Origin of the sequence: Flectobacillus sp. BAB-3569 (assembly GCF_002270355.1) — a bacterium.
Lineage (GTDB): Bacteria > Bacteroidota > Bacteroidia > Cytophagales > Spirosomataceae > Flectobacillus > Flectobacillus roseus.
The window spans coordinates 56,808-76,974 of record NZ_NJFZ01000008.1 but is presented as its reverse complement, the minus strand read 5'-3'; the positions used below and the strand labels follow the sequence as shown (position 1 = coordinate 76,974).

The window sequence follows — 20,167 nt, the reverse complement described above, 5'->3', positions numbered from 1 at the left end:
TACATTCATAAGTATCGCAAGGGGTAGTTTTTTGTTTTTGACAAAATGCTGTTTGTATAATGAATAAGCAAAAGACTATTGATAGATATCTTTTCATCTTAATTATTTTTAGAACACTTAGATTTATTCCATTTTAGTAAAGTTTTTTGTAAATCTTTACCTATTTCATTTTTATAGATAGTGTCGTATTGACTACGTTTTTCAAAAGCCCTAAGGCTGTCAAGCATTACACCATCAGGACAATTTTGCCCATTTATCAAAATATCTTCAATGCGTTTTAACAATAGCCTATCTTCAGTTACTTTTTTGTCAAGTTCAGCCTTTCTTTGTTTGTTAAGTGCATTTACAGCATTTTCTTTTTCTTCTTTAATTTGAAAGTACTGAAATCCAGCGTAAAGCGATGCAATAACAACACTTAGCTGGAGCGCTATCAGTAAAACTCTCTGCCGTAAAATTCTGTGTCTATTTACTTTTACATATAACTTCGTTTTTTCATCAAAATCAGCATCATCCTCTAAATCATCATATTGCTTTAAAACAACCCTATCTATTTCTATCTTATTTTCACGATTAAACTTTAGGGTGTTTTTCAGATTTTTAATGAGTAAATCACGTCCTTGACGTTTACTATCAATAATTTTAGCAAGAATATCATGCGCTAATTCATAGCAGTCTTTCTCTAAAATCAATAGTCGAGAAGCTTCTAAGTGTTTTAATACCTCTTGGAGCTGCAATATAGATATCGATTTACCTATTTCTTTTTTTAGGGAATCTAGTGTTCGAGGTCTTTTGGTGCTATCCTCGGTCACAAATAAATCTAGTAATACTTTAACAGACTTTTCTGAAAGACCATGTAAACTAGTAATTTCTTTCTGCTGATCCGTTAGGTACACATCCAACACATTTTGAATATCTTTAATGGCGTCCACATGCTCTTTTCGGATAATAATCGTTTGATCTATTAATGCTGATTTTGTAGCTTCTTTCCATAATTTTTCAAGATACACCTGTAAATAAGCTAATTGACCGTTGGCTTGTCCTTCGACTAATTTTTCACAAATCGTATCGGTCAAATTCACTGGATCGGTTTGAATTTTAAACTCTCTGAAAGTACCTGTAATTACCTGTTCTATTTTACTTTTATTCATGGGTTCAACCCGTAGTCTAAAATCAAAAAGATTAGGAAGATACTGCTCTGATTCATAAAGTAAGCCTAAAAACTCCTCTCGAATAATGATGATAATTTTACAAGTATTAGTACTCTGGAGTCGATTAAGCATTTTAAATAGGCTAGATAATTCATCTTTATACCCTTTTTGTTTATCGCTCAAGGTAAATACTTCTTCAAATTGGTCTAGAAACAGGTATACAGGTCGATAATAGCGACGATTGATGATTGAAAGATGATCCTCAATAATACTACTTTCAAGTTTTGAGATATTCCCAAGCTGTTCTGTTAATGAGGTTATAAAGTTCTCACCTCTTCTAATAAACAAAGGTATCCAATCTGGACCGCTCAGCTTTTTACTAAGACCCGACTGTATCAAACTTGTTTTTCCTGTACCCGATGAGCCATATACCATAATGAGGTTAGTCATGTTGGTTAGTTCATACAATCGATTTATCTCTTGATCACGTCCCCAAAAGGAGTCTTTTTTGTCGGCACCATAAGGAGCTAAAAACTGAAAGGGACTTTGAGTTTGGCTCATCTTATTGTGGGTTAAATAGATTATTGAAATGTGTTATTTGTTCTTGCAAATCTCTGAAAACTGCCTTCATTTCTTTAGTATTCTCAATGGCTCTTCGATCTTCCATTTTGTAAAGAGAGCGATAAATGAGTTTATTTTCAGCATAAGCATCTAAAAATGAAATATTTGAAATGGGTGCCTTCTCATAAATCACATTAGGGTCAATAATAAAAGGCGAAACATTTAAATACAGCTCTTGGTGTAACTGCTCGTTTATATCTCTGAGTTCTACATCCTTGAGGATAAGTATCGAAAAATTATCAGGGATTTCGTTGTGTAAATTTAGATTAGTTAAGTTCGCAGGATTTTCTTGGCGTTCGCCCTTCCATTCATAAACTGATAGTTTATAATCATACTGAGCCTTGGGTTTCGATCTGTTTTTAAAAACTACAATATTTTTCACGGATACAAATTTGTATTTTGTCAGAAACAAACAACAGCCTAAAAGCTCTACCAATTTTTGTTCAGCTAAAAGGCTTTTTTGTTCTAAAACTGCTGCATTAGGATTGGCTTTTTGATAAAAAAGTGAAAGCTCTTCAAAAAACTGCCCCAAAGCTGATAGCGTTTTATGCTTAGCAGTAAGATCTTCTATTTCTTCTATAAAGAAAGGAATGCCTGTAGTTTGTTTAAACTCGATTGCTTTAATAATCCATTCTATTTTGTTAAAACGAGCGGGTTGATTAAAGAAGAATGGATTATTTTCTTTGGTATAATTAATAGACTTATCTATAAAACAGTCTCTTAATTCTGCTAAGGCAATACTGAGTAAGATTTCTTGTACAGCAGTATAAAAGCCAACCATTTTTCCGATTCGCTCTATAGTGGGTTGGTCAAAATACTCCCCTGAATCAGTAATGCCTTCAACTCTACTGGCACATAGATTATGGATTTGTTTACTGATAAAAGGAGGAAACTTGGCTAATATATCTCCCTGAGCATCTTCAAAACTTTCATAGCCAGCGATATTATCATCCCATTCACTAAGTTTTTCGTATAGAAACTCCTTTAAGTAACTATTAGGGATGTAATTTAATTGGCTATGGCTAATTGCTGATAGCTTCCATGTCAGATACTCTGCCGTTAGCACTATCAGCAACCAAGTATTTGTTGGAGTTTTGGGAATATCGTCATCTAAAAAGCGGGTCTCTCTGGTAATTGAAGTGGTGGAATATGCCTGTGCTTTCTCAATGGCTGTTTGAAAAGCATTGGCTATATCAGCTCCATTAATTAACTCTTGAAGAAAGGTTGTAGAAAACCAAGTAGCAGTCTGATCATTGACTGGTGCTTGGGTACCTACAAAAATAGGAATAGAGAAAACTTTGAAATACTCAAAATGTGCGCCTGTACAACAGCCATTCAGTAATACCCAAATTAGATTAGGACAACGACCTAGCTGACTTGCTAAACCAATAGCCGACATACCATGACCAATAGTATCAATAGCCTGTTCATTGGCATGACCACTATACATAAAACCCACCACACGACTTGCAGTTTCGTCTATAGCATTTTGAATATCCTCAATTTTTGCCTCGTATAGATAGCGTATTTGAAACTTACCACTAATGTTATTGAAGGCAGCGTTACACCTTTTAATCTCCTCACTCAAATAATGAAGAGGAGAACTAGAGCTATTAGCAAAAGCAAGTATTATAACAGGTCTTGTATCTATCATTTGCATACGAATTAATCTTTTATCCCATATTTTTTCTTGAGCTCCTCATCCAAAGGTAGAAGGTATTTGTCTCCAAAAGCCTTCATCCATTCTACAATTTCATCGTATTCATAATCCAATTCCTCACCATCTCCATAGCTCATTATGTTACCTTGCTGTGTTTGTAAGTCTGTTTTAACAATAGCTGCACCAACCGCAACATGGAGAAAGTGATTGTCTATAATGTCTATATCGGAAGGAATCCTATTAAGCCATAAAGTTTGTATCAATTTGCCTGTGGTGACCTCGTATGTTTTTACTTTGTGGCTTTCGTCCTGTATGATAGTCAAATATTTGGTGTTTTTAGAAAACGCCACTTCCACAATTTTTTTTTCATCTTTTAAAAAGTCTGGATATTTTCCTATTTCTACTGACCAGACTTTGTAATCATCATTCCAATCTCTTGTGATGAGCCATTTACTATCTGGAGAAAAAGTAGCCTCGCGAATATTTTTTTCATCTTTTAAAAAGTCATAATATTTCCCTGTTTCTACTGACCAGACTTGGTAATTCCCATTCTCATCTCTTGTGATGAGCCATTGACTATCCCCAGAAAAAGTAGCCCTATAAATATTTTTTTCATCTTTTAAAAAGTCATAATATTTCCCTGTTTGTACTGACCAGACTTTGTAATTCCTATTCTCATCTCTTGTGATGAGCCATTGACTATCTGGAGAAAAAGTAGCCTCGCGAATATTTTTTTCATCTTTTAAAAAGTCATAATATCTCCCTGTTTTTACTGACCAGACTTTGTAATGCCTATTCTCATCTCTTGTGATGAGCCATTGACTATCTGGAGAAAAAGTAGCTTCATTTGTCTCTGCATATCTTCTTTTTTCTTGAAATTGATGGTAATTACTTTGGTTAAAAATGGTTTTGTTGGCTTCTTTAATGATGTTAATGCTATTGGTATCATTTGCCCAAGGCATTACTTTTTCTATAAGTCTTAAACCTTGTATAGGGTTCACTTTACCTGCCTCCGAAGCCACAAACAATGCTTTAGCATTGTTTGTGGCTTTTTGGGCTTCTTTAGCTTTTTGTTCAGCATTCTTTTGGGCTAATAATGCTCTATAAGCCGATTTCTTAGCACTATCCTCTGCTATTTTAGCCCTTTTTGCATTATTAATTGCTTGTAGTTTATCTTTTTCAGCTTGTATTCTTAAATTTTCAATTTTCTTAAATAAGCTAATAATTTTTCCTTTTACCTCCGTCTCTTTAGCTGGGCTACAATCCCTTGCAGCTATTTGGGCGGAGTATAGTTTACGGATCGCATCGCCATAATTAGGATTTTTTTGATTTTCGATTTTTGTCGCTTCGGTCATTAGTTTTTGAGCTATGCTACAAGAAGATTGGCTTTGGGCAAAACAGCTCAAATGAATGTACAGAATGCTAATAAGTAAAAAGATGTATTTCATGTTATTTGCTAGTTAAAAGCCATTTTAACTCACTTTTTAAAACTAAGTTAGTATCTAAAGTATATGCTTCTTTTATTTTACCTTTAGCTAATAAAGTGTCCTTACTTTCAAGAAAAGTTTGAGCATCTATTAGTAATTGGTTGGCACGGGTTTGATTATATTTTTTTAAGCTATTTTCAGCATTATTCTTTTCCTCATCAACTAATAGGTAAGCAATGACAAACACCGCTATAATTATTCCTATCAATACAATCACTCCAGTTAAAAGACTTCTGAGTCGCAAATTCTTTTTTTCTAGCTCTTCTTTTTCTTTAGCATTCTCCTTTCGGCTATTTTCAATAAATAAAAACACGGCTGTCTTCTCTTCACTGTGTGAGAGTGTATCATCAATGGCATTCTTGAAACGGTCGTACAGGGCAACACTTTGTTCACTCAAAAAACCGCCGTTTTCTTTTTTGTAGAAAAAATAACTGGTTTGTAGGTTTTGTACTAAACTTTTGATGAGTCGTTGTTCTGCATCTCGTTTGTTATTAATGATTACCGCAAGTGTATCGTGGGCTAATTCATAATAAATTTCATTTTTACGGATAATACGAACGCTTTCTAATTGTTGTACTAACGTTTTTTCAAATGCAGTTAACTTATCTTCAGCTATAGGGCGTTTAGTGCCGTCTTCGGTTACAAATCTATCTAGCAAAAGCCTAAGTTGCTTTTGCTTTTCATCATTCTTGTCAGCAATAGACGCTAACTGATTGTCTAAGAATTTTTCTAAAACAGCCTCAATTTTCCCTACTTTGCTTACTGTTGCGTCTGAAATAGTTACTTGCTGGTTATCATATTCTGCTTCTTGCCAAAGACGGTCGAGATATACCTGTAAAAAGGCAAGTTGGCTACTGATTTTACCATCTAAAAGGTTTTGGGTGATGGTATCAATAAGATTGTCTTGGCTTACTTTTACATCAAAACTATTGAGGGTATGAGTCGTTACTTGCTTGAGCTTAGCAACTGTCATGGGCTCTATCCTTAATCGAAAATCAAATAGATTAGGGACAAACTTCTCATATTCATACAATTCTCCTAAAAACTCTTCCCGAATAATGATGATGATTTTACAAGGAAGGTTTTGTTTTTGTAACTCTTGAATAGTTTTAAAAAAGCTTTCTCGTTCTTCCTTGTTATTACTGGCAATAGTAAATAGTTCTTCAAACTGGTCGAATATCAAATAAACAGGACGAGAAAAGGTAATAAATACCTGATACACCAATTCTGGGAGTTTATAGGCATCTAAAATAGCGGCATCTTCAATATCAACTAAAGTGTCTTTGAGAGCCTTCAAAAGACTTTCGTTGATATTATTTCCTCGTCTAATGTAGAAAGGATGCCAGTCTGCACCGTCATAAAACTTAGCCAAGCCACATTGAGCCAGACTCGTTTTACCAGTACCAGACATTCCATAAAGCAGATTTAAGGTCGTATTTCGTAATTGTTGGAACAATTTCTTTTCCTCAACCTCCCTTCCAACGAAAATATCGGTATCGTTGGCTGTATAAGCATCCAAGAATTTAAAAGGACTTTTTGCTTCCATTATGCTAGTAGATTAAAGAAATGTTCCCACTCGTTTTGGATTTCACTGAAAGCAATATTTTCAAATTCAACATCTTGTTCAAAGCTCTTATTTTCTTGATAAATAAGGCTTTTTCCTTCATTCTCTTTATTACTATAGATGAGGTAGCGGAACGAAAACTCGTCGTTATGAGGTTTATGACCCATTAATGCCATGATGTTAGATATATTCGCTTTAGGTGAAAATAAGACCTCATCTATAAGAAAAGGACTGAGATTGATATACGGACATCTGTTGTCTAATTCAGTTTCTTTATGTAAAATAATAGAGGCATTATCAAGATAATAGTCTGTAAATACCTCACTATCACGAGCGGGTTCTACTCCCATGCCCCATCTTTGGAAAAACACTTCATGTCTGTACTTTGCTGTTTCATATCTTTTACGATTAAGTTGAATATTATCAATCGAGGTAAGATGATAGTTTGTTAGAAACATACATTTTTGAAAAATTCCTACGATTCTTAATTCTGCTAATTCGACTAAGCTTTCTGCTTGTGTATTGCTCATAGTAGGGATTGTAGTAGCAAGCTTTTCAAAGAAGCCTAGCAATTCTTCCAGACGTGTATCTTCTTCTGTAATTAAGCTCGCTAATTCACTTATAAATAAAGGCTTTGGACTCAGGCGAATCACGTGTAAAAGACTTATCAACACCTCCGTTCGTCCAAGTGTTTGATTAGTAATCGCAGTGAATACTGTTTTTTTACTATCGGGGTTTAACACATCAGGGGTACTTTGAAGTAATGCGTATAGTTCGGCTTGAGAAAAAGCTACTAAAATATCTAAAAAGGTCAGCGCTGTTCTTGTAAGCTCTCCCAGACGATTACGATCTATTTTATTGTAGAAGATTGTACCTTGAGCCTTGTCATTAGAGCTTTGAGATGATTCCAAGCGTTGTAGCCTTTTACTGATAGGTAAAGGAAAACTTTGATAGATAAACGGCTTATAGGGGTGAATAGATAAAATATTACCCCTATCGTTAGTATAGCGTTTTCTTACATCGGGGTTGGTACTACTTAATTCTCTGATCAAGCTTTTGAAAAGTCGGATATTAGGTTCGTACTTATTCTGAGAACCTATTTGAATACTTTCTAATACACGAATGGGGGCATCATTGATGGTGTATAGCCCCCATGTCCCTAAATCCTGAGGTTGTTCGTCCAAAAAACGATTGATAGGAACAATTGGTTGTTTTGTATTTGTATTGATTAAGGCAATCGCCAAAGAAAAAGCATCAGCAATTAAATGCCCATAAGTAAGTAACTGTTGAAAGAAATGGATGTTAAACTCCTTAGCAATTTCATCCCCAACACTTGCCGAAGTTGCTACTATGGCAGGAGTCGTCATATTAGTTTTCTTGAATGATTCTTGTATCAAGAAAACTTGTTTTTCGGTAGAGCAACCATTTAGCACAACACATTGCAAGTTTCTACACTCAGCCAAAAGATTTGCCAAGCCGTGTGCGTAGGTAGTTTCTTCTTCTGTGACAAGGCGGTCTCCAGCCGCATGACCACTATAACTGAACAGATAGAGTCGTTCTCGGTTCGTTTCTATTTTCAGTAAATCAACGATTTCTTCCCTAGTCGTTGGATATACGACTTCAATATCACAACCGTATAACTGAAGGTCGTCAATTACTTTTTTTATCCCTAATTCTTCCTTCTTTAAGCTTGAAAGAGGATTTAGAGGATTGTTTGCAAAGGATATTATAAAAAGTGGTAAGTCTGCCATAAGCTAAGTTAGTTAACAAGGGTAACACTAGCATTGAAAAGGATTATACTTCGAGCCATTGATATAGTATTTCTTTACTTTGAGGTTCGTCAAAATAAAAAATGTGTGGACAACCCACCTCTTGGGAGGTTACTTGAGGCTGTCTGTTAGAATTAACTTTCATAATATCTTTGGTGTACACTGCAATGTCATGCTGTTTTCCTTCATGAAATAGATTTCCTACGCCCAGCACTAATCGTTTGCATAGTTTGTCGAACCAGGAGTCTTCTTCACTGTTAGGGTTATACAGGTCAATATTACCCGCTAAAATATAATAGGGTACGTGAGGGTCATTTTGAATATACAGCGAATTAATTAAATCGGAATTGCGTTTCATTTGCTCTAAAGTGACAGTTAGCATACTACTCTTTTTTAATGCCACAATCAATCCTCCAGCCCATGCTAAATAAGGAGCTACCAAAGCAGAACTCAATCCAAGGGTAAGGACATCAGTCGTCATAGAAATATATGAAGGAGCATTGCCAAATAATGACCCTCCATTGGGAGTACCAGCCATAATCAGCTTTTTCACAAGACTGGCTTTTCCGAGCTTTTCTATCAACACTCTCGATACTAATCCACCCATAGAATGAGTAACAATCGTTAGTTTTTTATCAGTATTTCCATCAATACCATGTTCACTAAGTACAATGGCAAGGTTTTCTGCTATTTTCTCAATGGGTGTATTCAAGCATTCATAATCAAATGTCAGAACTAAATCATATTTCGCTTTACTATCTTCAGTTGGCTTAACCAGCCTTTGAGCAAAAGGAATCATTCCCTCGGTATCGCCAATAATGCCGTGGATAAACAGTACTATGTTCTTTGCTTCTGTAATTTTTTGAGATAAATTAAGGTTTGTCCTTACTGGCTTGGTCTGCTCATAATCAACCCAGTTCAAAGCAAAATAACTTTCTGGAGCAGTTTTAAAAACCAGTTTCATTAAACAGAACTTAATCGCTCTTCCTAAGCTTTTTGTTCTCTTTTCGCCTGTATTTATTTCTGGCAATCGCTCAATATATACCTCACTTTCATTGTTGCCCAAAGCTTTGCTTGAACCAATTACCACAACTTGGTCTCCATTTACCATCACTGGGAGGACTATTTCATTTGGCAATATTTCTTGATTTTGAATTGCCAGAATTAAGGGGTTATCAGCATTTACTTCGCCTTCTATCTCTTCTAACTCTATTTGTTGTTTTTGTTCAACGGACTTCGATTGAGGGGATAAATTTAGAATAGCAAGGCTATTGATAGTGATAGAACTTTTAAGCAAAGACTCATTGCCAATTTCTCTTGAAGGATGATACAAAGATGATAGAGAAACCTTTGCTTGAAAAGATTGATGTGCTTTGAATATTAATGAACCATCAGCCAAAACAATATCTTCTTTTCCAATAGTAGCATTGTTTTTAACTAACCTTAGCTTTAGGTCTTTAGCCATCCAGTCAAAAGAAGGGTTTGTCTCAGGATCAAATTCATCTAAGAATTTACCACTTCTAATTTGTGAATCTTCAATAGATTTTGTTTGTGAATAATCTTTATTAATCGAAAAGTTCTCCTGTATAAAAAAAGACAAATCTATTTCTTTTGTACTTACTATTAACTTAAACAAGCAATTGCTCTCATTATCAGCATATTGTTCTTTATAAAAGCCCAGTCGCTTCTCAACAATTACCCCAGTTTCGTTAGCTGGAATAGTTGAGTTGCCCAATTCTATAATACCATAAAGAGGGGAAACAAAGATTACTTTGAAATAAAGCTCAACCTTAGCATTATTTGCTACTGAAAGAGTGTAATGTTTGGGTATCACTTCACCACTTTCATTTTGGTCTAAAATCAACTGAATATCATCTCCAACAAAAGATTGCTCCTCAACAGCCAAAGAGAACTCAATTTCTTCTTTTCTCAACCTTGATTTTGGGTTATTTAATTGTTTAATATTTTCCCAACGAACAATATCTCGTAAAACCTGATTTATTTCAAATAAATGCTCTTTTTCTATAATGATTTTTTGTGAAGTTCTGTGAATTACTTGAACGAGATTACCTGATTGTAAAACCCAATAATCGGCAAACGCTTTTTCTACACACAAATATTCAGATAAAACAGAAAGGTCGTCTATTGGAACGCCGCTGTAAATAGTCGCATATTTTTTGTTCCCATCAATTAGCACGCCTACATACTGTTGTTGATTATCCAATGTTGCCTCTGGTATAACAATAGAATCAAGCATTTGTACACCTGTTATTTTTCCTTTTGTAAACAAATGCTTTTCGGTAAATGAAGTAGTATTGGATGAAAAAATCCAGATAGTAGCAGGCGTATTATATTCAATGGCCAATCCATGAATATTTCCTCTTTGAGCCCTCCATGAACGACTTTCTGAATCGTACGTTATAGGAAATGTATCGACTCTATCAGTCTCTGTACCAGTCAAAAATAAAACATGAGGGTTGAAACCTCCCAGAAACTCTACATTAGGATGCTGACGGGATTCCTTTTCCCTCACGTAAACGGCTATTCGATTAAACAAATCTGAATATGAAAGTGACTGGACATCTTTTAAACAGTTTTGCAAAGTTAAGGTAAATAATCCTCTATTAGCTGACGTTTCGTAGGCTCGCTCGTTTTCTTGACAAGCGGCTAACAAAATATGCTTAGACAGAGGAACATCTATTTTTCCAGTACTTTGTAATTGTTTTGAATAAAAACCGTCAATATACTGCTCTAATCCACGTCGAGAACCTTCTTTTTCTACTTGCTTTACACGTACTAAATCTATGGAATCTCTCGTTCCAGAACCTGCATGACAACAATCCAAACAAACAACAATATGTGGGTTTTGTTTAGCAACCTCGCTGATGAGTACTGCCAATTCTTTATCCGCTAAGTCAAATCCTCCTGCGAGTCGGCTGTCATAACATACAAGTGTTTCATTTTTGTGGGTTGGGAACTCTTTCCAAAATTCTTGGGGTGCATTCTCTCTTGAACCGTGTCCAGAGTAGTAAAAAAGGACAGAGTCATTAATCGTAGCTTGACAAAGATGTGTACGAAAAGCATCAATAATATTTTGTCTGGTAGCTTGTTCGTTAGTTAGAGAAACAATTTGAGGAGATAGTCTTTGAAAAGAATTATTCAAGAGCTTATTCATCTCTTCAACATCGTTGACACAACCTTGTAAAGGCGACACACCTACAGGATAATTATTAATACCAACTAGAAGGGCATATAGTTTTCCTTCAGTATTAAGCGTTTCATAGTCCATGAAGAGTACGGGGTAAAGTATTTCAACTTCTTTAATTTATGCTGTTTTGTTGAAAAAATATACTTTAAGTACTCAATATTTATTATTCGGTCAATATCAAATTAACGACAAAATAATACCCATGTATAAAATCCAGCTACTTTGAACTTAACAGGCTTTTATACATGGGTTTATTACACAATTGAATAAATATAATTACTCCTTAACGTCCATATTTTGCTCTTTTCTAGGAGAAAAGTTAGCCCAAATTAACAGTCCTAAACCTGCAATTATTATCAACATGACTATCAAAGTATTCCTAAATTGTGATTTCTTAGTTGGAGAAGAACATGTAATATCTGCAACACCTTTAGTTACGATCCCAGAAAGCTCTTCGCCCACATTTTCAAACGGATTAGAAATTATTTCAAACATAATTACGAGAGTTTAACGGTGTCTAATAAGATGGTGTAAATATCCTCAATCTGGGTAATCGTTTTACTTACGGTCTCGCCATAGATATTTCTGTATTCGAGAGTCTGACCTTTACGCAGTTGAAATGCGTTTTGCAATAACTCATTTTCATAAAAATCGACTTTCCTTTTAAAATGATGAAGGTCGGCTTTTTGTTGAGATAACAATGTCTGCAACTCAGAGTTGTTGTTTGATTTTGTATGCTGCTTTCGGGTTGATATGATAGTGTCTACATACTCGCTCAAAGTCATTCCCATTTGCTGAGCCTCTTGTGCCAATTCTATTTTAGTTCGAGCTTCACACTTGAAGCCTAAGGTTACTTTGTTGGTAGCATATTGGAGTCCTTCCAACTGTAATGCTCTCCCTGTTCTAATTTCGTTCATTGCTTAATGTTAGATTAATCGTTATTAACTTACTGGTTTAAAAATAATTAACCCTCGAAAACCACCTTTGGGTTAACGAGGGTTAATATGCGTTAATTCGAATTAATTGAAGTTAATTCATGCTGTTTACTCGAGTCAGTCAGGGGGCTCCCCTAGATGGTTTATGATTAACTCCACTTGCTTAGGGGTAAATATCCTCTGATTTTCAATCAGAACAAGATTTGAGATTAATCCAAGCCATTTATTAAAAGTAGGTAGACTTACCTTATATTTTCGAGCTAACTCCGTTCTATTCATCGGAGGAAACTTATTTGTATCAGACATAATATTGAGAGCTTTTATACGCTCGCATTCGCAGACCCATATATATGACTTTGCGAGTGCGAACATGTTAAAATGGAATAATTAATTTGTAATGTGCACTCTTCCCCACTGTAAATCGTTCAATAAATCCCTTGTCATCTAGTTCCTTGAGCCTATCCTCAACTATCCTTGAACCACAGTCAAAAGCCTCCGTAATCATCTCAATCAACTCTTTTTTACTTTTGGGATCTTTCAAGTTGTCTGTAAGCCAATTTTGAATATCTGCTATCTGTGCCTTACTTTTCTTCATTGCTAGCTTTTCATTAATAAAGTCACTGCTAGCAAGGACTAACCCTTTTGATTCTTCTGAATACTGTACGTAAATTGGGTCTAACCTCTTAGTATTTCTTGAGTGTAAGAACTTTAAACGTATCAAGTCTGTATCGTTTCCTTGATTATCTTTTTCAAAGCCTATTTGTATAACTTGTGAAGCCTTATTATTCAATTCCGTACCTAGATGTCCACGGCCTTTGTCGTTACCTGCTGAGGGATTTTCATGAATTACACAAAGAAAAGTAACATTATAGGTATTAATGGTTTCATTGAGCATGTCAACAAGTCTAAGGCTTTCTCTTACATCATTAAAGTTCTCAACGCAGTCAGTCACGACATCGAACACAATGAAGAGATTATATATCTCATATCGTGTTCTAAACCTTTTGATATACTCATTTAACGTATCAAACCTTTCACTTCGAGGAATATCAATTAACGATATGTAATCTAAATTTTCGGGTTTATCTTCTATAGAATAGCCTGAAAGTAGCTTGATTTTTTGAATAGCATAAGGAAATTGGTCATTGATATTACGTTCTGTATCGACATATAGCACAACTGATTTCTGCATTGCATTTCGTTTCATACCTAAAAACCGATGGCCTGATTGGGTAATATCTCTTTGTAACATCAATCCACAAAAAATCTCCGTTAACCTTGATTTGTGTACACCCTTTTTACCTTGAATAATATTTATCGTGTTAGGAAAAATAATACCTGTTTCATTATACGTAATGATGGGAGAACTAAATGCAATCGTTTTACAACTATTAGATTGTATCTTTTCCTGTGTTGCCAGAATCTTTGCAAGGTTATCTTTTTCATGAACTACTCCGCTAATCTGTTCAGGATTGAGGCATTGCTTATATTTATCAATATTCATTATTTTCTTCATTTAGGGTTGTAAAACATCGACTTAGAAGTAGATTAATGACATTATCTTGCAAATCATTACGCTCCCTTAACTCCTGATTTTGAAGTAGTAGCACTTGTTTTTCACACGTTAGTTTCGATAAAAGTGAAGCGATTTGTGCCGTTTCTTCAAGATACGCCCTCTTTAGAAGTTGTACCATATCCAATAGACCAATGATTTGATTGATTTCTGTCTCTAAATTTTTAATTCTCATAGAGACATCTTCCTTCATTTCATCAAAAAGCATTTTTCTTAGCTTTTCCAGATATTTACATTTAGCATCAAGTAGTTTTTCTACATGAAAAAAGCTTTGAGCAAATGCTTCCTCCCAATACAAAACAAAAGCTTTAGTATCTCCTTGCTTATGAGGATTATTCATCGTAAGCCTCCTTTCTTACCAAAACCCTCTTCTTCGATTTCCTTTCGAGTTTTCTTTTTACCAGACTCGACCCACTGGATAAGGTCTGCTTTGAAGAAAAGAATCTTCTTACCAATTTTTTGAAAAGGAATTTTCCTAGCGGAAGTAAATTGATACAGTGTTGATTTCGGAATATTTAAAAATGAAGAAGCTTCATCTATCGACAAAGGCTTGTCGGCTGTTCCTAAAGATTTTGGTGTTTGCTCAGCAATGACTTGGCGAACGGAATGTTGAATTAGAGATACTAATTCTTCTGGAGTTACTAAGATTAATTTGGATGATATTTCCATTTGTGTCATCTACTCAGGGGGATTGTTCGTTGTCCCTTTCGATGACACAAAGTTTTATTGGTTTTTTGTGGTTGTTTATAGAGTTGTAGGGCTACTTTAAAAAGTTGTAGCCCCCTAAGTCACTCTATCTAACTGTTTATCAATATATTAATCTTTTCAGAATTTTTTGGGTTACAACTTTGTCGGAATCTTCATATTCCTTCAAATTCATCTTTACCTTTAAGTTTTGTTTGCTATAGCCCGTAAGTACTTGAATAGCTTTATAGATATTTTCTTTAGACTGATAACTCTCATCCTTAAAAATCACCCTTTCTTTTCTTAGCAAGTTAAATAGTAGAGCTGTTTGAGTTAGTGAAAGACTTGTGATATTATCACCTGCAATTCGTTCCTTAATTTTCGGCAATACAATTTCAACTTTTTTCCCATCCTTTTCATCCTCATCTTGTGTGGCTCCAATTAATTGGTATTCAGATTGAGGTATTAACTTCAAATACTCCTGTCTTAAAATATGATTTAACTTAATTGCATAGTAAATAGAGAATATATCGCTGACAATCTTAATAATAATTTGAGCAACTGGTACTTCTCCTCTTTTCACACGCATGAATCTATTAAAAAGCTCATGAAGCCTTGGTCGAGAAACAATAAAGTTTCTCACTTTTTGCGGAGTCAAATTTTCGAATACATCAAAAGAAGGAAATGTATCAGGTATTTCGTTGACTAATGATAGATAAAACTTATCCGTTTCATTTAATTCTATCCATCTTGAGGTATTCTCAAATCCAAATCTAAGTTTATCAAGTTTCATTATAAGTCCCCCAAAAGTCTCATCACCTAACTCTTCAAGTATATCGAAATACTCATGTTCACTAAAAAGAATCTCATGTTCATCAAGCTTTGATTCGATAAACTTTTTCTTTTGCTCGATAGTGACACAACGCTCCAATCTTCTAATTAATTGATTTTTATCTTGCTCAAACCATAACTCTTGTAACTTGAATTCAGCCTTGAAAAAAACTTGAAAGAACTCGATTAATTTGATAGATGCTAATGTATCTATAGCCTGCTCTGGAGAGGCTACCCCTTCAAACTTATTAGTAAAGTACGACTGTACATATTCTGCATCAAATACCTTTGCAATTTGTGTAATCATTTTTCTTCTTTATTTGGTCGATATTTTTAGTACTTCAAATGTCTTGACATAGCTAGGTTAAAAAGGGTTCTATGCTTGCGAATTTGATTCTTGATGGCATCTTCTCCCATTATCTTGCTTGCTCTTCTGATATATGATAGATAATTACTCCGAAAATCCTTTTCTTTTTCAATCGATTCTATTCTATACTCACCAACCTCATTCACTTTAAGCGTTTTGAAGCGTCTTTTAATAATAGTTTTATTAAGGTTTGTATTGATATATAGCTTATATAATCGTTTCCTAAAAACAACGGGATTCCTTCCTTCGTTCTCTGCGATTTTAATGGCTAATCTACTCTTCCTTTTCACTGTTGAAATCATTCTTCTATAAAATTTAGCCAGATTAGTTGATTTTATAAGTGTTTGATTTCCGTAAAATTCAAAACCTAAATAAACAAATGGAGCTTCCATTGTACAGACATGCTTTGATAATTTGATGGCAGTAAGACGTGGGGCTTGTTTCCCAAAGGCTCTGTGAGTGAACAAAAACTTTTCGGTTTTTTCAGTGCTAATTTTAACCAAACTATCTTTGATTGATTCAGTTACAAAATGCTCAATCTCATCTACATTTTCCTTTTTACATATCACTACAATGTCATCAGAATACCGTCTGTAATAGCCACCTAACTCTCTGGTTACTTTTTGTAAGACTAATTTATCAAACTCAAGAAGATATAAATTTGCTAAAATTGCACTAATGGGTAATCCTTGAGGAATCCCTGTTGGAGTGTTATCTTCACCTTTTCTAAATGGGAAACGATGAAGTCTAATTTCCTTATTCTTTACCTTATTTCTAAATTCTTCTGGAGATTCAAAAAAGGCATTAAAACCTTGTTTATTCCTAATCTTTGCCAGCTTTTTTTCATCAAAAGGAGCTTTTCGCCCTCCCGAATTATTACGGATACGGAGGTCATCTAACATGATGTAAGAAAATCGAGTCGAGGCTTTAAAGACGTTGTAATGGTCTTTAGGAAGTGTAGTTTCATTAATTAATTTAGCCCAAGCTTCTTTTAGTTTTACGTGATTAAGACTTGAAAAAAAACTTTTTATATCAAAGGCTAAAACCATACAATCTTCATTCTTACTTCGTGCTTTAATTTCTTCAAAAACTTCATGAGCAAAGTGAATAGTACTTTTATGCTTACTATCTTTTTCTTCTGAAATCTTAATTTTTCGATATGCCAAAACACATTTTGAAAGCTCTTCATCTTTGGCTAATTCTTCCTCATATTTATCTTGTAAGACATTTGCATAATAACCAAAAATTAGTGCATCCATGTGGGTTGCGTAGTGCAATGGGCGGCTTTTGATATGCTTTTGATACTTACCCTTGCTATCCTGATAGCTATGACATTTTTCCTTTTTTCGTTGGTCTAATACCGTTAGTTCAGGATTGGGCTTATATCTCCTTTCATCTATAGATGCATGGATAAGGGGAAAGAAAGCATACTTTGCAATATAGCTAGGATTACAAATTTTTGATAGGAGCTTTTGGGTATTACTATGTACATCTATTTGACGTGTAATATGTAAATATCCTCTGTTTTTAAGCCAATCGGGAGTTTTTATTCGCATCTTATAGATAGGGTATTACTAATAGAAAATTAAACCTTAATAGTTAACAAGAGAGGTGTAACAGATAATTTTCAGACATAACACTCCGAAGAGTAAGACCAGTACCCAAATTCTTGAGTCACACTTAGTTTCAATAATATAAATTTGCTTAAATCTTTCAGTATTATGTTATTACTTATATTCAAGTGCATATTTATATGTATAGATGTAAATGAAATATGTACAACTGCTTCCAAATTATTTGGTGGCAGTTGGATAAATCATTACAATCCATTTCCTGTATAATCTACATATACAGTAAAATTAAACTACATCAGATAGCTTAATCTTTATAGTCCATTCCAGTTGTCTGAATCTTTCAAGTTTTCCTATCAAGGCTTGTGCAAATATACATATTTTCAGTATGTTTGTGCACAACTTATACTACCTTATGGAACACCTTTTCAATCTCGGTGACATTGTTGCCCTAAAGTCACACCCTTATACTTCTGAACTACAAAATATCCTTATTTCAGGAGAACCTCAACTTGTTTCGCCATTAATGATAATTGTCGAAATTATTAAAGATTCTCAAGATGTATTTGATGAATTTACAGGAGTCAACCTTCAATTGAAGGGTAAAACGGCTAACTGCAAATGTGTTTGGTATTCATCTAAATCAGCACAATTTGAGGAAGCATGGCTCTCCTCAAAGCTTTTAAAATTAGTAAAACGAAGAGGTAAAGCTATTGCTAAAAGCGATGTCATTGATTCATTAGTAACGCTTTCTACTGCACAAATGGAATTGGCAAAAGTAAAAAGCTCTCTAAATATTGAAAATGAAAATAAAAGAACTAATCTTAACCCACTTCTAAGTTTTGTTAGTCCGTTGATGCAAGTTATCGGTGTTCCTAAAAATGATAAAAAAGAGGCTTTGTTCGACGTTAAAACAGGAAATAAGAAAAAAGAAATTTCTGAGCAATTGGTAAAATGTAAATGGTTCAATCCTTCTTCAGATAAAATGTCTGAAGTATTGATACCCATTGAAGCCCTTAGTATAGTTCCCTCTATTAGCGAAGCTATGCTTAATGAGTATGCCCAATATGTTAGAAGTAAACAACATCTCACATTAACAATCGAAGGTAGTTCATATCAAACAATATTTTTACCACAAAAAATTAAATGTTCACATGGTATCTATTTTATTGTTGGATATGACTATATCAAAAATAAAACTCGTGAATTTCCTATTTTGAAACTTAGTAATATTACTCTAGTTAGTCCATTTGTAGTACAAGCTCCCAATTTTAAAGATACTGAGCTGAATACATTGGGATTTGAGGAGCAAAACAAAAGGGTTATTACAAAGGGAATACAAGAGAAAAAATATTTAAGAATAAGATACAAGGATAAGAACAATAACTTAACAATACGTACTATCAAAAATTACGAAATAAAAGAAATCCCTCCGCTAGGAACTCTCACTAATGTTAAACCAATAGAGTATTTAACTGGTTTTTGTGAGTTAAGAAAAGATGAAAGACATTTCCAACTTGAAAGAATACAATCAGTGGAAATCTTAAATATTAGCTATCCAACATCTGATAATAACCAGAATTAACAACTCTAATCTAATTTTGTAATTCTACCTTGTATCTCATCACTTAGTAGAATTACAAAATTTATCTACTTACTTCTTCATATCTTCTTCAATCAACCGTTTCAGTTCATCCACTTTAGGAAGCTCAATTAGGTATTTTGATACAAATATTTCATTATCTAACCCACCAATAGTATATTCTACAAATGTATCATTTTTGTTTGCACATAAGATGATGCCAATAGGAGGGTTGTCATATTCACCCATTTCATTATTTTTATAGTAGTTCAAATAAAAATTCATTTGCCCACCATCCGCATGACTGAATTTTCCTACTTTCAAATCTACCAAAATATGACATCGTAGGATACGGTGATAAAAAACTAGGTCGATGTAATAATGTTCATTATCAAAAGTGATGCGTTTTTGTCGTGCTTCAAAACAGAAACCTCTTCCCATTTCAATCAAAAAATCTTGTAAATGGTTAATAATAGCTGTTTCCAACTGATTCTCAGAAATCTTTTTAGATTGATTTAACCCCATAAACTCTAAAATAAATGGGCTTCTGATTAAATCTCCTGCTGTCTCTGTCTTGGGATTTTTATGACTTTCAATCATACCTCTCTTATCTGACGACAATCCTGTTCTTTCAAACAGAAGAGTATTGATTGCTCTTTCGAGAGTTCTAACTGACCATGAGTTTTGAATAACTTGTACTTCGTAAAAGCGTCTTTTAATATCAGAATCTAACTGAATTAGTGCTACAAAATGAGAAAAGCTCAAGTGGGAAAGTAACGTTTCTGGAGGATAAGACTCTATGGACTCCAATTGTCCAGACAGTGTCTGGACAATTGGAGGAGTGAATTGAATAGGAGAGTTTTCTAATTGTGCAGATAATATCTGTACAATTTGTGGATAAGTCTGGTAAAAACTTTTAAACATCAGCAAGTTACTTCTTGAAAACCCTTTGATATGCTTCATTTTTTTCACTAATGTCGGAACAGTTTTATTGCCGTAAATAGCCCTATCTTGACCTCTCTGTTCAAATTCTACCAGATAATAGCCAATTAACCAATTCCGAAGACTGAGATTTAAGTCAATTTGCTTACTAGCACGTAATTGAAAGTAATTATGGGTGTTTTCTATATTGAGAACCAGTTGTTCAAAATCAATTATATTCATCAT

General features: G+C 34.2%; 16 protein-coding genes. 1 reads left to right on the top strand and 15 read right to left on the bottom strand.

From position 1 onward, the window contains the following. Positions 1–98: 98 nt before the first annotated feature. From BWI92_RS09055 to BWI92_RS08990, 14 genes are all read right to left on the bottom strand, one after another. The gene (locus BWI92_RS09055; RefSeq protein WP_095162229.1) at positions 99–1,709 is read right to left on the bottom strand and encodes an ATP-binding protein; all 1,611 of its coding nucleotides are present in this window, start codon (positions 1,707–1,709) and stop codon (positions 99–101) included. 1 nt (position 1,710) lies between these two features. Further along, complete coding sequence (locus tag BWI92_RS09050; RefSeq protein ID WP_095162228.1) at positions 1,711–3,429, bottom strand: hypothetical protein; 1,719 nt, start codon at positions 3,427–3,429, stop codon at positions 1,711–1,713. A gap of 5 nt (positions 3,430–3,434) precedes the next feature. After that, positions 3,435–4,877 (bottom strand): hypothetical protein, encoded by a 1,443-nt coding sequence (locus BWI92_RS09045; RefSeq protein ID WP_141234731.1) that lies wholly within the window; start codon positions 4,875–4,877, stop codon positions 3,435–3,437. 1 nt (position 4,878) lies between these two features. Continuing rightward, positions 4,879–6,462 (bottom strand): ATP-binding protein, encoded by a 1,584-nt coding sequence (locus BWI92_RS09040; RefSeq protein ID WP_095162218.1) that lies wholly within the window; start codon positions 6,460–6,462, stop codon positions 4,879–4,881. Continuing rightward, entirely contained in the window at positions 6,462–8,231 is a 1,770-nt protein-coding gene (locus BWI92_RS09035) for a hypothetical protein (protein WP_095162210.1), read from the bottom strand. Before BWI92_RS09035 ends, BWI92_RS09040 begins: the two co-directional genes overlap by 1 nt. A gap of 43 nt (positions 8,232–8,274) precedes the next feature. After that, complete coding sequence (locus tag BWI92_RS09030) at positions 8,275–11,538, bottom strand: caspase family protein (protein WP_095162206.1); 3,264 nt, start codon at positions 11,536–11,538, stop codon at positions 8,275–8,277. A 195-nt stretch (positions 11,539–11,733) separates the two neighbouring features. Beyond that, positions 11,734–11,952 carry a hypothetical protein gene (locus tag BWI92_RS09025; RefSeq protein ID WP_095162196.1) on the bottom strand — a complete coding sequence of 73 codons (219 nt, stop codon included), beginning with the start codon at positions 11,950–11,952 and terminating at the stop codon, positions 11,734–11,736. 2 nt (positions 11,953–11,954) lie between these two features. Then, a complete protein-coding gene (locus tag BWI92_RS09020) occupies positions 11,955–12,374 on the bottom strand; it encodes a hypothetical protein (protein ID WP_095162191.1) in 420 nt (139 codons plus the stop codon). A 135-nt stretch (positions 12,375–12,509) separates the two neighbouring features. Continuing rightward, positions 12,510–12,671 carry a DUF4248 domain-containing protein gene (locus BWI92_RS28825; protein WP_374754582.1) on the bottom strand — a complete coding sequence of 54 codons (162 nt, stop codon included), beginning with the start codon at positions 12,669–12,671 and terminating at the stop codon, positions 12,510–12,512. Between the two features lie 94 nt (positions 12,672–12,765). Continuing rightward, the gene (locus BWI92_RS09010; RefSeq protein WP_141234730.1) at positions 12,766–13,896 is read right to left on the bottom strand and encodes a hypothetical protein; all 1,131 of its coding nucleotides are present in this window, start codon (positions 13,894–13,896) and stop codon (positions 12,766–12,768) included. Continuing rightward, positions 13,886–14,305, bottom strand: coding sequence for a hypothetical protein (locus BWI92_RS09005; RefSeq protein WP_095162168.1), 420 nt, complete (start codon positions 14,303–14,305; stop codon positions 13,886–13,888). The genes BWI92_RS09010 and BWI92_RS09005 overlap by 11 nt, the downstream gene beginning before the upstream one ends. Beyond that, complete coding sequence (locus tag BWI92_RS09000; protein WP_176464383.1) at positions 14,302–14,634, bottom strand: helix-turn-helix domain-containing protein; 333 nt, start codon at positions 14,632–14,634, stop codon at positions 14,302–14,304. Before BWI92_RS09000 ends, BWI92_RS09005 begins: the two co-directional genes overlap by 4 nt. 139 nt (positions 14,635–14,773) lie before the next feature. Then, on the bottom strand, positions 14,774–15,787 hold the full coding sequence (locus BWI92_RS08995; protein WP_095162156.1) for a hypothetical protein: 1,014 nt from the start codon (positions 15,785–15,787) through the stop codon (positions 14,774–14,776). 26 nt (positions 15,788–15,813) lie between these two features. After that, a complete protein-coding gene (locus BWI92_RS08990; RefSeq protein ID WP_095162149.1) occupies positions 15,814–17,403 on the bottom strand; it encodes a reverse transcriptase/maturase family protein in 1,590 nt (529 codons plus the stop codon). A gap of 430 nt (positions 17,404–17,833) precedes the next feature. Between BWI92_RS08990 and BWI92_RS08985 the strand changes: the two genes are divergently transcribed. Continuing rightward, positions 17,834–19,003, top strand: a complete 1,170-nt coding sequence (locus BWI92_RS08985) for a WYL domain-containing protein (RefSeq protein WP_176464382.1) — start codon at positions 17,834–17,836, stop codon at positions 19,001–19,003. 69 nt (positions 19,004–19,072) lie between these two features. Here BWI92_RS08985 and BWI92_RS08980 read toward each other — a convergent pair whose 3' ends face one another. After that, positions 19,073–20,167, bottom strand: a complete 1,095-nt coding sequence (locus BWI92_RS08980) for a YhcG family protein (protein ID WP_095162118.1) — start codon at positions 20,165–20,167, stop codon at positions 19,073–19,075.

Excerpts from the sequence above, each read along its gene's own strand:
- BWI92_RS09055 (WP_095162229.1), bottom strand. The coding sequence starts at position 1,709 with ATGAGCCAAACTCAAAGTCCCTTTCAGTTTTTAGCTCCTTATGGTGCC.
- BWI92_RS09050 (WP_095162228.1), bottom strand. The coding sequence starts at position 3,429 with ATGCAAATGATAGATACAAGACCTGTTATAATACTTGCTTTTGCTAAT.
- BWI92_RS09045 (WP_141234731.1), bottom strand. The coding sequence starts at position 4,877 with ATGAAATACATCTTTTTACTTATTAGCATTCTGTACATTCATTTGAGC.
- BWI92_RS09040 (WP_095162218.1), bottom strand. The coding sequence starts at position 6,462 with ATGGAAGCAAAAAGTCCTTTTAAATTCTTGGATGCTTATACAGCCAAC.
- BWI92_RS09035 (WP_095162210.1), bottom strand. The coding sequence starts at position 8,231 with ATGGCAGACTTACCACTTTTTATAATATCCTTTGCAAACAATCCTCTA.
- BWI92_RS09030 (WP_095162206.1), bottom strand. The coding sequence starts at position 11,538 with ATGGACTATGAAACGCTTAATACTGAAGGAAAACTATATGCCCTTCTA.
- BWI92_RS09025 (WP_095162196.1), bottom strand. The coding sequence starts at position 11,952 with ATGTTTGAAATAATTTCTAATCCGTTTGAAAATGTGGGCGAAGAGCTT.
- BWI92_RS09020 (WP_095162191.1), bottom strand. The coding sequence starts at position 12,374 with ATGAACGAAATTAGAACAGGGAGAGCATTACAGTTGGAAGGACTCCAA.
- BWI92_RS28825 (WP_374754582.1), bottom strand. The coding sequence starts at position 12,671 with ATGAATAGAACGGAGTTAGCTCGAAAATATAAGGTAAGTCTACCTACT.
- BWI92_RS09010 (WP_141234730.1), bottom strand. The coding sequence starts at position 13,896 with ATGAATATTGATAAATATAAGCAATGCCTCAATCCTGAACAGATTAGC.
- BWI92_RS09005 (WP_095162168.1), bottom strand. The coding sequence starts at position 14,305 with ATGAATAATCCTCATAAGCAAGGAGATACTAAAGCTTTTGTTTTGTAT.
- BWI92_RS09000 (WP_176464383.1), bottom strand. The coding sequence starts at position 14,634 with ATGGAAATATCATCCAAATTAATCTTAGTAACTCCAGAAGAATTAGTA.
- BWI92_RS08995 (WP_095162156.1), bottom strand. The coding sequence starts at position 15,787 with ATGATTACACAAATTGCAAAGGTATTTGATGCAGAATATGTACAGTCG.
- BWI92_RS08990 (WP_095162149.1), bottom strand. The coding sequence starts at position 17,403 with ATGCGAATAAAAACTCCCGATTGGCTTAAAAACAGAGGATATTTACAT.
- BWI92_RS08985 (WP_176464382.1), top strand. The coding sequence starts at position 17,834 with ATGGAACACCTTTTCAATCTCGGTGACATTGTTGCCCTAAAGTCACAC.
- BWI92_RS08980 (WP_095162118.1), bottom strand. The coding sequence starts at position 20,167 with ATGATGAATATAATTGATTTTGAACAACTGGTTCTCAATATAGAAAAC.